At 70.5% G+C, this 15,469-nt stretch carries 2 protein-coding genes; both read left to right on the top strand.

Annotation, left to right across the window (positions count from 1 at the left end; translation table 11 throughout):
* Positions 1-35: 35 nt before the first annotated feature.
* The gene (locus ADK66_RS14240) at positions 36-5,033 is read left to right on the top strand and encodes a non-ribosomal peptide synthetase (RefSeq protein ID WP_053655526.1); all 4,998 of its coding nucleotides are present in this window, start codon (positions 36-38) and stop codon (positions 5,031-5,033) included.
* On the top strand, positions 5,030-15,469 hold a 10,440-nt coding region (locus ADK66_RS14235; RefSeq protein WP_157552471.1), incomplete at its 3' end, for a non-ribosomal peptide synthetase. The genes ADK66_RS14240 and ADK66_RS14235, both read left to right, overlap by 4 nt.

Here is a 15,469-nt window from a genome sequence, read left to right as displayed (position 1 = left end):
TCCCACGTCCGCGCCCGGTCCCCCGGAGGAGCACCATGAGTATCGTTCCGCCTGCGGCGCCAGCAGCCGCAGCCACCATCCAGGGGGCGGGCACCCTGTCCGAGCTGATCGCCCGGCAGGCCGCGCTGACCCCCACCGCCATCGCGGTGAGCGGCGACACCGAGCGACTGGACTACGCCGGCCTGGACCGGCGGGCCAACCAACTCGGTCGGTACCTGGCCGAGCAGGGCGTCGACCCGGAATCGCTTGTCGCTGTCAACCTGGACCGCGGCGTCGACCTCGTGGTCGCGCTGCTGGGAGTGTGGCGTGCCGGTGCCGCGTACCTGCCGCTGGACCCGACCCACCCCGCCGAGCGGCGGCGGCGTCTCCTCGCCGACAGCGGGGCCGGGGTGCTGCTCACCCGCGACGCGCTGCGCGACGAGGCGACGCCGGACCGGGTGGTGTGCCTGGACACCGACCGGGCGCGGATCGCGGCCTGCCCGGACACCGCCGCGATGCCGTCACCTGACCCGGACTCGGTGGCGTACGCCATCTACACCTCCGGGTCGACAGGCCACCCCAAGGGAGTGTTGATCACCCACCGTGGCATCGGCAACCGGGTGACGTGGACGATCCGGGAGCACGACCTGGGCCCCGGCGACCGGGTGTTGCAGAAGACGTCGGTCAGTTTCGACGCGGCGGGCTGGGAATTCTTCGCCCCGCTGGCCAGCGGCGGCACAGTGGTGCTCGCACCGGACGGGGCGCACCGGGACCCGGCCGCCCTGGTCGCGGCGGTCGTCCGGCACCGGATCACCGTCCTGCAGGGAGTGCCCTCGGTGTTCGCCCGGCTCGTTGACCAGCCGGGCTGGGCGGACTGCACAAGTCTGCGGCTAGTCTTCTCGGCCGGGGAGCCGTTGCACGCCGACCTGTGCCGGCGGCTGACCGTCACACCCGACGTGCGGGTGTGGAACACGTACGGCCCCACCGAGTGCGCCATCGACGTGACAGCACACCCGGTGGACACGACGCAGCCGGCCGGGCCGGTGCCGATCGGCCGGCCACTGCCCGGCGTACGCGTCCAGGTGCTCGGCGCCGACCGGCGGCCGGTGCCGGTGGGTGTGGTGGGCGAGCTCTACATCGGTGGGGCCAACCTGGGCCGGGGCTATCTGCACCGCCCGGACCTGACCGCCGATCGGTTCGTGCCCGACGAGTACGGGCCGCCCGGCGCCCGCCTCTACCGCACCGGTGACCAGGTCCGGTGGCGCGCTGACCGGAGCCTTGAGTTCGTCGGTCGGGTCGATCACCAACTCAAGGTCAACGGCGTACGGATCGAGCCGGCCGAGGTGGAGGCGGTGCTCGCCGCCCACCCGGACGTCCAGGCGGCGGTGGTGGTGGGGCACACCGACCCGGCCGGTCGCCGGCAGCTCGCCGCGTACGTCGCCGGTCGGCGGTCACTCGACCCGGCGACCCTGCGGGCGTTCTGCGTCGGCCGGCTGCCCGAGGCGCTGGTGCCTGCCGTGTTCCAGCCGGTGGCGGAGTTCCCGCTCACCGCCAGCGGCAAGATCGACAGGTCCGCCCTGCCGGCGATCGACACTCTCGACCGACCGGCGCTCCGGGCGCCGCGGACGGCAGCCGAACACACTGTCGCGGCCATCTGGCGGGATCTGCTCGGCGTCGACCAGGTCGGCGTCGACGACGACTTCTACCAGCTCGGCGGCTCCTCACTTGTGACGCTGACGCTGGAGAGCCAACTCAGCGCGGCTGGCGGCACTGTGACGCTGCGCGACCTGCTCACCCACACGACAGTCTCCGCGCAGGCCCGGCTGCTGGAGGCGGCCACCCCGGCGACCCCGCCGGTGCTGCCGGTGGGGCGCGACAGGCCCCTGCCACTGTCCGCCGCCCAGCACCGGCTCTGGATGCTCGACCAGCTCGACCCGGGCAGCAAGGAATGGGTCGTCCCCGTGCACGTACGGCTGCCCGCCACCACACACCCCGACCACGTCCGGGCGGCCCTGCACGCGCTGGAGGTACGGCACGAGCCGCTGCGTACCCGCTATCTGGTGGTCGACGGCGTGGCCCGCCAGCAGGTCGTGGCGCCGGGGACCGTCGACCTGGACGTCCGCGACGTCAGCCACGGCGGGTTGGCCGAACTGATCACCGAACAGCTCGGCCGGGGCTTCGACCTGCACACCGGACCGCTGTGGCGGGCCGGACTCGCCGTCGCCACCGGCCGCGATCACCTGCTGGTGCTGGCCGTCCACCACATCGCGTCCGACGCCGGCACCGCCGACGTCCTCGAACGGGACCTGCGGGAGTTGTGCGCCGCCGCGGCGCAGGGACGGCCGGCGGACCTGCCGGACCTGCCGGTGCAGTACGCCGACTACGCGGTCTGGCAGCAGCGGCACCTCACCGACGAGGTCGTCGGGCGGGAGTTGGCGTACTGGCGGGAGGCGCTGGCCGAGGTGCCCCAGCTGGAGCTGCCGCTTGACCGTCCGCGCCCGGCCCAGCGGGACGCGCAGGGCAGCATGCTCGGCTTCACCATCACGGCGGACGTCGCCGGCGCTCTGACCGATGTGGGTCGGCGCTGCGCGGCAAGCCCGTTCATGACACTGCTCACCGGCTTCGCCACGGTTCTCGCCCGCTACACAGGGCAGTGGGACGTGCCGATCGGTACGCCCACCTCGGGGCACCGGCCCGCCGAACTGGACCAGATCGCCGGGATCTTCCTCAATCCGGTGGTGCTGCGCTGCACCCTGGACCCGGCGTCCGGCTTCACGCGGGCCGTCCGGGAGGTCCGCAACCGGACCGTCGCGGCTCTGGCCCACCAGGACCTGCCCTTCGACCGTGTGGTGTACGACCTGGTCGGTGAGCGGGACCTCTCCCGTACCCCGCTCTACCAGGTGGCGCTGAACTACCAGGAGGGCGGGATCACCGGCCGGATGGCCGACGACCCGCTCACGATCGACGCGCTACGGCAGGCGTCCACAGTGGCCAAGACCGACCTGACAGTGCACCTGTGGCCGCAGCCGGACGGGTCACTCGCCGGAGCCGTGGAGTACGCCACAGCGCTGTTCGACGAAGCCACGGTGCGACGGTTCGCCGACCACTTCGTCCGGCTGCTGGGCGCCGCCGCCGACGAGCCGGACGCCCGCCTGGACGAACTCGACCCGTTCTCGGCCGAGGAACGGCACCAGTTGCTGCACGGATGGAACGGGCCGACTGTGCCCCGTCCGGCCACCACAGTTGTCGACCTGTTCGAGGCGCGTCGCGCGGCGGCACCGCAGGCAGTGGCCCTGCGCCACGGCGATGCGTGCACCAGCTACGCCGAGTTGGACGACAGGGCCAACCGCTTCGCCAACCACCTGCGCCGGTCCAGCGTGGCACCGGGCGCGACAGTGGCCGTACTACTGGCGCGGGGCCCCGACCTGGTGGCCGCGATCCTCGGCTGCTGGAAGGCGGGTGCCGCCTGCCTTCCGCTGGACCCCTCGTATCCGGCCGAGCGCATCGACTACCTGCTCGACACCGCGGGCGTCGGCCTCGCCGTCACCGACTCGCGGTTCGCCGACCGGTTCGCAGTGCCCACCCTCCAGGTGGACACCCACCGGCTGATGGTCAGCGCCGAACCGCCCACGGCGCCGGCTCGCGACCTCGACCCGGCGCACACGGCGTACGTGCTGTTCACCTCCGGATCGACAGGCCGCCCCAAGGGGGTGCTGCTCTCCCACGCGGCGGTCACGAACTTCCTGGCCTGCGCCACCGAGACCGAGGCGCTCGGCGACCGGGGAGGCCGCCCGGCCGGCGGTGGGGCGCCGCTCTTCTCCACAATCGCCTTCGACCTGTCGATCTCCAACCTCTGGGGGCCGCTGGTGGCCGGGCAGCCGGTGACCCTGCTGCCGCAGGAGTTCGACCTGACCCAGCTCGGCGCTCTGCTGCTGGCCGCCGGGCCGTACGACCGCTTCATCATGACGCCTCCGCACCTGGAGTTGCTGGCCACTCAGGTCGACGCCTCGCGGGCGCAGCGGCTCGCCGGTCAGCTCTGGGTGGCAGGTGGGGTGCTGCGCCGGTCGGTGGCGAACCAGTGGCTCGACATGCTCGGTCCCGGCGGCCTGATCAACTCCTACGGCCCTACCGAAACCACCGTGATCATGTCGGCGTATCCCGTGGTGGAGCCGCAGACCAGCGAGATCGTGTCGATCGGCCGACCGATGGCGAACACAGTGGTGCGGATCCTGGACGACGAGATGCGGCTGCTGCCGGTCGGCGCCGTCGGGGAGCTGTACATCGGTGGCGCCTGCCTGGCCACCGGCTATCTCGGGCGGCCAGGGCTGACCGCCGAACGCTTCGTGCCCGACCCCTACGGCCCGCCGGGCACCCGCCTCTACCGCAGCGGCGACCGGGGCCACTGGCGGCCCGACGGCACGATGGCCTTCGTCGGTCGCGTCGACGACCAGGTCAAGGTCCGCGGCTACCGGATCGAACCCGGCGAGATCAGCGCCGTCGTCGCCAAGCATCCCCGGGTACGCGACTGCGTGGTCCTCGCCCACCAGGACCGCCTGGTCGCCTTCTACATCGGCGAGGCCACCGACCTGGCCGCGTACTGCGCCCGGCAGTTGCCCGACTTCATGGTGCCGAGCCTGTTCGTGCCCGTGGAGCGGATCCCGCTCAACGCCAACGGCAAGGTGGACCGGGACGCCCTGCGCGGCAGGCTCGACGCGGCACTCGCCGACGGCATCGCCGACCCCACCGAGTTCGTCGCACCGCAGACAGTTGTCGAGAAGCGGGTGGCCGCGATCTGGGCGGAACTGCTCGACGGGCGGATCGGCGCGACAACCGACTTCTTCCTCCTGGGCGGGCATTCGGTGCTCGCCGCCCGGCTGATCGCCGGGTTGCAGGAGGAGTTCGACCTCGACCTGCCGATCCGGCTGGCGTTCGAGCACCCCACGGTGCGCGCCCAGGCGATCGCCATCGAAGACCTGATCCGAGCGGAGGTCGACGCGCTGGACGCAGCCGACCTCACCCACGACCTTTCGCGATCCGAGGAGTACCCGGCATGACGAGCATCGCCAACGAGCCGAACCTGCGTGAAGAACTCGTCCAGCGTCGGCTGGCGGGCCGCCGTACCGGCCGCCGGGACCGGATCCCGACCGTCGACCGGTCGGGGGAGCTGCCGTTGTCGTACGGCCAGCAGCAGATGTGGTTCCTCAACCGGATGGACCCCACGAGCGCCGAGTTCCTGGTCTCCTGCGCGCTGCGGCTGCGCGGGCAGCTGGACGCCGGCGTGCTGGGCCGTGCCCTCGACGCCCTGGTCGCCCGGCACGAGATCCTCCGCACCCGCTACGCCCTCGCCGGCACCGCTCCGATCCAGGTGATCGACCCTCCGGCGAGCCTCGACCTGCCGGTGGTGGACCTGACCGACCGACCGGGCACCGAGCGGGAGGCAGCGCTCGACGCGGTGCTCGCCGACGCCGCGCTCACCGGGTTCGACCTGGCCGAGGACTGGCCCGTGCGGGCCGTGCTGGTCCGGCTGGACACCGACGAGCACGTCCTCGCCCTGGCGCTGCACCACATCGCCTGCGACGCGCCGTCCCTCGCTGTACTCACCGGTGAGCTGGCCGAGCTGTACGCCGCCTTCCGGGCCGGCGTCGAGCCCTGGTTGCCGGTGCCCGCCGTCCAGTTCGCCGACTTCGCCGCCTGGCAGCGCGGCCGACTGCGCGCTGAGGCGGTGGCCCGCTCGCTGGACTACTGGCGCGACCAACTCGCGGGGCTGACGCCTGTGGAGCTGCCGGCCGACCGGACCCGGCCGAAGAACCGGGACTGGCGCGGCTCGTCGGTGCCGTTCACCCTTACCGCCGAACTCTCCGCCGCGCTGCGTGGCGTCGCCCGCGACGCCGGCACCACGGTGTTCGTGACGCTGCTCAGCGCCTACCAGCTGCTGCTGTCGCGCTACACAGGCAGGACCGACCTCGCCGTGGGCACTGTGTCGTCCGCGCGCAGCCGCGTCGAGCTGCACAACCTCGTCGGGTACGGCATCGACAACCTGGTGCTGCGCGCACGCTGGAGTGGCGACCCGTCGTTCGCCGCCCTGCTGGAGCAGACCCGGAACACGGTGCTTGGCGCGTTCGACCACACCGACGCCCCGTTCGCCCTGCTTGCCGACGAGCTGGAACCGGAGCGTGATCTCTCCCGCACGCCGCTCTACCAGGTCGCGTTCACCCTCCAGTCCGAGCCGCCCGCCATCGACTGGCCCGGCGACCTGAACGTGGAACCTGTCGAGCTGCCCCTGCGGTCGTCCAAGGTGGACCTGACCCTGCACATGATGGAGGGCGCCGACGGCGGACTGCGCGGTCGCATCGAGTACGCCACCGCCCTGTTCGACACGGCCACCGTCGAGCGTGCCGCCGACCACCTGGTGCGGCTCCTGCGACAGGTGGCGGCCGACCCGACGGCCCGACTCTCCGACCTGGCCATCCTCGGCCCCGCCGAGCTGGCAGTGGTGACTCAGGGGCCGGTCACCGCCGACCCGGTCACCGGCACCGTGCACGGCGTCTTCGAGGCGGTCGCTGCCGCCCACCCCGACGCGGCGGCGCTGACGGTAGGCGACACCACCAGTGGGTACGCCGAGCTGAACGCCGACGCCAACCGGCTCGCCCACTGGCTGCGCGGCCACGGCGCCGGCCCGGAGCGGCTGGTCGGGGTCCACCTCGACCACGGCCCCGAACTGGTTCCGGCCCTGCTCGGCGTGCTCAAGTCCGGTGCGGCGTACCTGCCCCTCGACCCGGCCTCGCCGGACGAACGCCTCGACTTCATGATCAGCGATGCCGGCGCGGCGATCGTGCTGACCACCACCGCCCACAGTGACCGCTTCGCCGACTTCGACGGAACCGTCGTGCTGTTGGACGCCCCGGATTTCGCCACGGAACTGGCAGCCCAGCCGGCCACCGACCCGGCAGTGCCGATGGACGTGGACAACCTCTGCTACGTCATCTACACCTCGGGCTCCACCGGCCGGCCCAAGGGCGTGGCGGTGGCCCACCGGCAGGTGCTGCGGCTGCTGACAGTCACCGCCGGCGACTACCGGTTCGGCACCGACGACGTGTGGACGCTGCTGCACTCGTACGCCTTCGACTTCTCGGTCTGGGAGATCTGGGGCTGCCTGCTGCACAGCGGTCGCCTGCTTGTGGTGCCGCGGGCGCTGGCCCGGTCCCCGCAGGAGCTGCTCGACGAGCTGATCGCACAGCGGGTCACTGTGCTCTGCCAGACGCCCACGGCGTTCCGCGCCCTGGTCGGACTGGCGGCCAAGGGCGACCCCCGGGTGGACCAGCTCGCCCTGCGGGTGGTGACCTTCGGCGGCGAGAAACTGGACTTCGCCGAGCTGGCGCCGTGGGTGGCCAGCCGTGGCGTGGACACGCCACAACTGATCAACATGTACGGGATCACCGAGACCACCGTGCACACCACGTACCACCGGATCGTCGCCGCCGAGGTGGGCGGTGCTGCCAGCCGGATCGGCGTACCCCTGTCGGACCTCACGGTCCACCTGCTCGACGCCGACGGTCGGCCGGTGCCGATCGGCGTGCCCGGCGAGATCCACGTGGGCGGCCCGGGTGTCGCCCGCGGCTACCTGGGTCGTGCCGACCTGACCGCGCAGCGGTTCGTGCCGAACCCGTGGGGGCCTGCCGGTTCGCGGCTCTACCGCAGCGGCGACCTCGCCCGACGGCACGCCGACGGAGGGCTGGAGTTCGTCGGACGCATCGACCACCAGGTCAAGATCCGTGGTTACCGGGTGGAGTTGGGCGAGATCGAGGCGGCCCTGACCGTCCTGCCCGGCGTCCGGGACGCGGTGGTGGTGCTGCGCGAGGACACCCCGGGCGACCAGCGGCTCACCGCGTACCTGGTGGCCGATGACACCTCGACGCTGCTGCGCCCCTCGCAGCTGCGCGCGGCGCTGGGTCGGACGCTGCCGGACTACATGGTCCCGGCGGCGTTCATGCCGCTGCCCCGGATCCCGCTCACCGTCAACGGCAAGCTCGACCAGGCCGCGCTGCCCGCCCCGGGCCGTTCGGTGGTCGCCGTCGACAGGCCGTACGTGGCTCCGCGTACCACAGTGGAACAGCAGCTCGCCGACGTCTGGACCGCCACGCTCGGGCTGGACCGGGTGGGCGTACAGGACGGCTTCTTCGACCTCGGTGGTGACTCCATCCGCGCCGTGGCGCTGGCCGGCGCGCTGCGGGCGGCGCACTTCGACGTGGAGGTCCGGGACATCTTCGAGCGGCGTACCGTCGCCGAACTGGCCGAACTGCTCACCGCGCGGCCCGCCACCGAGCCGGAGCCGACCGTCGCCCCGTTCGAGCTGGTCGGCGAGGCGGACCGGGCCGTGCTGCCCGCCGGTGTGGTGGACGCCTACCCGTGCACCCAGGGACAGCTCGGCATGCTTGTCGAGCTGCTGTCCGACACCGAGCAGAACCCCTACCACAACGTGACCAGCTACCGGGTCCGCGGCGAAGGGGAGTTCTCCCTTGAGGCGCTGCGCGCCGCCGCGGCGCTGCTGGTTCGTCGCCACGAGGTGCTGCGTACCTCCTTCGACCTGACCAGCTATTCGGTGCCGATGCAGTTGGTGCACGCCACCGCCGAGCTGACCGTCACGCACGACCACACGTTCACCACCGAGCGGGCCGAGCTGGACCGGGAGCTGCGCGAGCACATCGCTGTCGAGCGGGCCCACCTGTTCGACCTCGATCGCCCGTCGCTGCTGCGGCTGCACGCCCGTACCTGCTCGGACGGCAGTTGGTGGCTCACCATCACCGAGTGCCACCCGATCCTGGACGGATGGAGCTACCACTCGCTGATCATGGAGTTGGTCCGCGCCTACCACCAGATCCGTGCCGGAGAGCCGCCGTCACCGCAGCCGATCCCGTCGGTGCGGTTCGCCGACGCCGTCGCTGCCGAACGACTGTCGGTCACCGGCGACGAGGACCGGGAGTTCTGGCGTGGCGTGCTGGCCGGACGGGTCCGTCACGACCTGCCCACCGGCTGGGGTGACCCCGACGCGCCGGAGGGCGCCAAGCACGAGCACTGGGTGCCGGTGCAGGACCTCGAAGCCTCGCTGCGGGACCTGGCCCGGCGCCTCGGTGTGCCGTTCAAGTCGGTGATGCTTGCCGCGCACCTCAAGGTGATGAGCCAGCTGACCGGCGCCGATCGGTTCTACACAGGGCTGGTCTGCAACATCCGCCCCGAGGCGGCCGGTGCCGACCGGGTGTACGGCATGCACCTCAACACCGTGCCGGTCGGCTACGACGGCCCGGCCGCCACCTGGTCGGAGCTGATCCAGCGGACCTTCGCCGCCGAACTGGCGTTGTGGCCGCACCGGCGCTACCCGCTGTCCACCCTGCAACGCGAGGTCGGCGAGGACGCCCGCATGCTCGACGTGCGGTTCAGCTTCCACGACTTCCACCAGATCGACACCGACGACATCGACTACGCCGAGTCCATCGACGACAGTCCCACCGAGTTCCCGCTCGGCGTGTTCAGCCGGCTCGGCTTCCTCACCCTCCAGGCCAGCCAACGCAACGTCGGCCACGACGCCCTGCGCCGCCTCGGCGCGATGTACCGGGTGGTGCTGGAGGCGATGGTGGCCGACTCGGGCGGGGACGCGCGGGTGATGTGTCTGCCGGCGGGTGAGGTGTCGGTGGTGTTGGTCGACGGCGACGGCGTGGTGGAGCCGCTGTCGGGGTCGGTCCTGCAGTGGTTCGAGGAGCAGGTTTCCCGGGTGCCGTCGGGCGAGGCGGTGAACGGTGTGTCGTTCGCCGAGTTGGATGCGCGGGCGGTGGTGTTGGGGTCGTTGTTGGCCTCGCGGGGTGTCCGTCGAGGTTCGGTGGTGGGGGTGTTGCTGGATCGGAGTGTCGATCTGGTGGCCGCGCTGCTGGGTGTCTGGAAGGCGGGGGCGGCGTTCGTGCCGGTGGACCCGTCGTATCCGGTGGGCCGGGTCGAGGCCATGTTGGCCGATGCGGGCGCGTCGGTACTTGTGACGTCCTCGGGGCACGTGGACCGCTGCCCCGACGGCGTTGAGGTGCTGACCGTCGAGTCTGTACCGCAGGTGGAGTCGGTGGTGTTGCCCGGTGTGGTGGATTTGGATGATTTGGCGTATGTGATTTTCACGTCGGGGTCGACGGGTCGGCCGAAGGGCGTGCAGGTTACGCATCGAGGTTTGGCGAATCATGTTCGTTGGGCTTCGGTGGAGTTGGCGGGTCGTGGTGTTGGCGGGTGTGCCGTTTTCTCGTCGGTTGCTTTTGATTTGCAGGTGCCGAATCTGTGGGCGCCGTTGGTGATGGGTCAGCGGGTGTTCATGGTTGATCAGGGCCTGGACCTGGCGGAGTTGGGGGAGACGCTTGCGGCGGCTGGCCCGTTTAGTTTTTTGAAGTTGACGCCGGGTCATTTGGAGATTTTGGGTCGGCAGCTCTCGGATGAGTTGTTGGCGGGGTTGGCGCCGGTGGTGGTGGTTGCGGGTGAGGGTTTGCCTGCGGCGTTGGCTAATCGGTGGTTGGGTATTTTGGGTCCGGGGAATTTGATTAATGAGTATGGGCCGACTGAGGCGTCGGTGGGGACGTGTGTTTTCCCGGTGCGGGTGGAGCAGACGTTGCCGGTGGTGCCTATCGGTCGGGCGTTGCCGGGCATGCGGATGTTCGTGCTTGATTCGTTCATGAATTTGGCGCCGGTGGGTGTGGTCGGCGAGTTGTTCGTCGGTGGTGTGGGTGTTGCGCGGGGTTATGTGGGTCAGTCGGGATTGACGGCCGATCGTTTCGTGCCTGATCCGTTCGGGTCGGCGGGGTCGCGGTTGTATCGGACCGGGGATTTGGTTCGTCGCTTGGCCGATGGCGCGGTGGAGTTCGTCGGCCGGGTTGATCATCAGGTGAAGGTCCGTGGTTACCGCATCGAGTTGGGTGAGATCGAGTCGGTCATCGGCGCGGTGCCCGGCGTGCGTGATGTGGTGGCGCTGGTGCAGGGCGACGAGTCGCGACTGCTGGCGTTCTACGTGCCCGACGGCCCGGACGTCGAGCTGGCTGCCCGGGTGCGGCAGGAATGCGCGAGCCGGCTGCCGGAGTACATGACCCCGGCGGACCTGGTGGCGGTGGAGTCCATTCCGCTCAACGCCAACGGCAAGGTCGACAGGGCCGCTCTCGCGGCGTCGGTGACCGGTGGCGGCCGGGTGCACGTGGACCCGCGTACCGACCTGGAACGGCAGCTCGCGGAGATCTGGGCACGCGTGTTGAACCTCGACACGGTAAGCGTCGTGGACAGCTTCTTCGACCTGGGCGGGCACTCGATCAGCGCCATCGCTCTCGTCGGCGCCCTGCGTACGGCGGGCTTCTCCGCCTCGGTGCGTGATGTCTTCGTGCACCGCTCCGTCGCCGCGCTCGCCGCGCACCTGTCGGCGGGGGACGCCGCCGAGGTCGCGCCCGCGTTCCAGCCGGTGGCACCGTTCGCGCTTCTCGACGACGCCGACCGGGCCGCCCTGCCCGCCGGCCTCAGCGACGCCTACCCCATCGCCCAGGTGCAGCTCGGGATGCTCGTCAAGACGATGACCGACACCGAGCGGCACACCTACCACAACGTCTCGGCCTTCCCGATCCACGACGAGCAGCCGCTGGTCCCCGACGCGCTGCGCCGTGCCGTGCAGACCGTCGTCGACCGGCACGAGATCCTGCGTACGTCGTTCGACCTGAACGGCTACTCGGTGCCGCTGCAACTCGTGCACGCCGAGGTGCCGATCGAGGTGACCGAACTCGACCTGCGCGGCCCGGACACCGAGGCCCGGATGAGCGCCTACATGGCCGCCGAGCGGGCCAACCCGTTCGCGCCGGACCAGGTCCCGCAGATACGCGTCGCCGGTGCGATCGGCGAGGGCACCGCCTGGTGGTTCGTGCTGACCATGTCGCACGGCATCCTCGAAGGCTGGAGCCACCACTCCCTGCTGATGGAGATCCTGGACAACTACCGGCGGCTACGGGACACCGGCGCTCCGGTGCCCGTCGACGCGCTGCCCGTGCGCTACGCCGACTTCGTGGCCGCGGAGCTGGCCGCGCTGACGTCCGCCGAGGACGAGGCGTACTGGCGGGGCGTCGTCGAGCACCCGCGGTTCGCCCTGCCCGCCGGCTGGGGTGCCCCCGACTCCGACCCCCAGTTCCAGTGCGGCACCCGGGTGCCGCTGCACGACCTGCTCGACGGGCTCCGGGAGCTGGCAAGCAGCACCGGCACCGCACTGAAGAGCGTGCTGCTGGCCGCGCACCTGAAGGTGATGAGCCAGATCACCGTCGAGCCCGTCTTCACAAGCGGCCTGGTCTGCCACGGGCGGCCCGAGGTGACCGGCGCGGACCAGGTGTACGGCATGCACCTGAACACGTTGCCTATCGTGCACCGCGGTCCGGCGGCCACCTGGACGGAGCTGATCCGACAGACCTTCGACGCCGAGTTGGAGCTGTGGCCGCACCGGCACTACCCGCTGCCGTCGGTGCAGCGGTTCACCGACGGCGCCCGGCCCATCGAGATCCTCTTCAACTACCTCGACTTCGCCCAGGTCGACACCGACCGGGTCGGCTTCGACGACGCCGTCTACGAGGCGTCCAGCGAGTTCGACCTGCACGTCTCCACACTGGACGGCACGCTCAGCATCCTCAGCGACCCTCACGTCGTCAGCTACTCCAACGTCCTGCGCCTGGGCTCTATGTACCGGGCGGTGCTGGAGGCCATGGTGGCCGACCCGCACGGGGACGCGCGGATGGTGTGCCTGCCGGCGGGTGAGGTGTCGGTGCTGTTGGCCGACGGCGACGGCGCGGTGGAGCCGTTGTCGGAATCGGTGCTGGGGTGGTTCGAGCAGCGGGTGACGGCAGTGCCGTCGTGCGAGGCCGTCAATGGGGTGCCCTTCGCGGAGTTGGATGCGCGGGCTGTGGTGCTGGGGTCGTGGCTGGCCTCGTCCGGCGTATCCCGTGGCTCGGTCGTGGCGGTGTTGCTGGATCGGGGTGTCGATCTGGTGGCCGCGATGCTCGGGGTGTGGAAGACGGGCGCGGCGTTCGTGCCTGTAGACCCGTCGTATCCGGCCGGTCGGATCAGCTCGATCCTGGCGGATGCCGGTGTGTCCCGTGTGGTGACGTCGGCCCGCTACGCGGATCGGTTCCCGTCCGGGGTCGAGGTGCTGGTGGCCGAGCGGGCTGTGGAGTCGCAGCAGCCGGTGGTCCTGCCGGGTGTGGTGGATTTGGATGATTTGGCGTATGTGATTTTCACGTCGGGTTCGACGGGTCGGCCGAAGGGTGTGCAGGTTACGCATCGGGGTTTGGCGAATCATGTTCGTTGGGCGTCGGTGGATTTGGCGGGTCGTGGTTCGGGCGGGTGTGCTGTTTTCTCGTCGGTTGCTTTTGATTTGCAGGTGCCGAATTTGTGGGCGCCGTTGGTGGTGGGCCAGCGGGTGTTGATGGTGGATCAGGATGTGGATTTGGCGGAGTTGGGGTCGGTGTTGTCGGCTGCTGCTCCGTTTAGTTTTTTGAAGTTGACGCCGGGTCATTTGGAAATTTTGGGTCGGCAGCTCTCGGATGAGCAGCTGGCTGGGTTGGCGCCGGTGGTGGTGGTTGCGGGTGAGGGTTTGCCTGCGGCGTTGGCTAATCGGTGGTTGGGTCTTCTGGGTCCGGGGAATTTGATCAATGAGTATGGGCCGACTGAGGCGTCGGTGGGGACGTGTGTTTTCCCGGTGCGGGTGGAGCAGACCCTGCCGGTGGTGCCTATTGGTCGGGCGTTGCCGGGTGTGCGGATGTTCGTGCTTGATTCGTGGATGAATCTGGTGCCGGTGGGTGTGGTTGGTGAGTTGTTCGTTGGTGGTGTGGGTGTTGCTCGGGGTTATGTGGGTCAGTCTGGTTTGACGGCGGATCGGTTTGTGCCTGATCCGTTCGGGTCGGCGGGGTCGCGGTTGTATCGGACGGGGGATCTGGTTCGTCGGTTGGCCGATGGCGCTGTCGAGTTCGTGGGCCGGGTTGATCATCAGGTGAAGGTTCGCGGTTACCGGATCGAGCTGGGCGAGATCGAGTCCGTGATCGGCGCCGTCGCCGGCGTCCGCGACACCGTCGCCCTGGTCCATCCGGAAGAGGCGCGGTTGCTCGCCTTCTACGTGCCGGAAGGACCGGACGCCGGCCTGGCCGCCCGGGTGCGGCAGGAATGTGCCAGTCGACTGCCGGAGTACATGATCCCGGCGGACCTCGTGGTGGTGGAGTCCATTCCGCTGAACGCCAACGGCAAGGTCGACAGGGCCGCCCTGGCCGCGTCCGTCGGGGAGACCGGCCGGGCGCACGTGGCTCCCCGTACCGACCTGGAACGGCAGCTCGCGGAGATCTGGGCACGCGTGTTGAACCTCGACATCGTCAGCGTGGTGGACAGCTTCTTCGACCTCGGCGGCGACTCACTGCGAGCAGTCGCCCTGGTTGGCGCGCTCCGGGGAGCGGGCTTCCCCGTCGGCGTCCGGGACGTCTTCGTGCACCGCACCGTGACGGCGCTCGCCGCGCACCTCGCGGCCAAGGACAGCGCCGAGGTCGCACCGGAGTTCCAGCCGGTCGCACCGTTCGCGCTGCTCGACGACGCCGACCGGGCTGCCCTGCCCGCCGGCCTCACCGACGCCTACCCCATCGCCCAGGTCCAACTCGGCATGCTCGTGGAGATCCAGAAGGACCCGGCGCGGTCGCTGTACCACATCGTCCGGTGCTTCCGGGTGCACAGTCGCCAGTCCTTCTCGGGCGAGGCGCTCACTGCGGCCGTGCACGATATCGTCGCCCGGCACGAGACCCTGCGTACGTCGTTCGACCAGCACACCTACTCGGTGCCGCTGCAACTCGTGCACGCCCATGCCCCCGTCGACGTACGGATCCTGCGCCTCGACGAGGAGCGGGCCGAGGCGCACCTGCGCGGCTACGTCGACGCCGAGCGGGCACGGCCGTTCGACCCGGAGCACCCCGCCCCGCTGCTGCGGGTCAGCGCCCATGTCGGCACCGACGGCGGATGGTGGCTCACCGTGGCGATCAGCCACCTGGTGACCGGCGGCTGGGACCTGAACACCCTGCTGGCCGAGCTGCTCAGCTGCTACGAGCGGCGCTGTGTCGGCATGGCACCGGAGGCGCCGGAGCCGTTCGCGGTCCGGTACGCCGATTTCGTCGCCGGCGAGCAGGCGGCGCTGGCCTCGGAGGCCGACGAGGCGTACTGGCGGGCTGTCACCTCCGACCACGTCCGGTTCACCCCACCGGCGGGCTGGGGCGACGAGTCCGCGGCGCCCGGGGCCGTGCTGCGGCACCGGCTCAGCTACCAGGACCTCGACCCACGGATCCGCGGGCTGGCCTCGACGTACGAGGTGTCACCCAAGGCGGTTCTGCACGCGGCTCATTTGAAGGTGATGAGTCAGTTGTCGGGGGAGCGGCGTTTTTACACGGGGTTGGTGTGTGATGCGCGGCCGGAGGTGCGGGGT

The sequence above is a fragment of the Micromonospora sp. NRRL B-16802 genome, assembly GCF_001279555.1.
GTDB classification, from domain to species: domain Bacteria; phylum Actinomycetota; class Actinomycetes; order Mycobacteriales; family Micromonosporaceae; genus Micromonospora; species Micromonospora profundi.
This window is presented reverse-complemented; position numbering and strand designations above follow the sequence as displayed.

Excerpts from the sequence above, each read along its gene's own strand:
- ADK66_RS14240 (WP_053655526.1), top strand. The coding sequence starts at position 36 with ATGAGTATCGTTCCGCCTGCGGCGCCAGCAGCCGCAGCCACCATCCAG.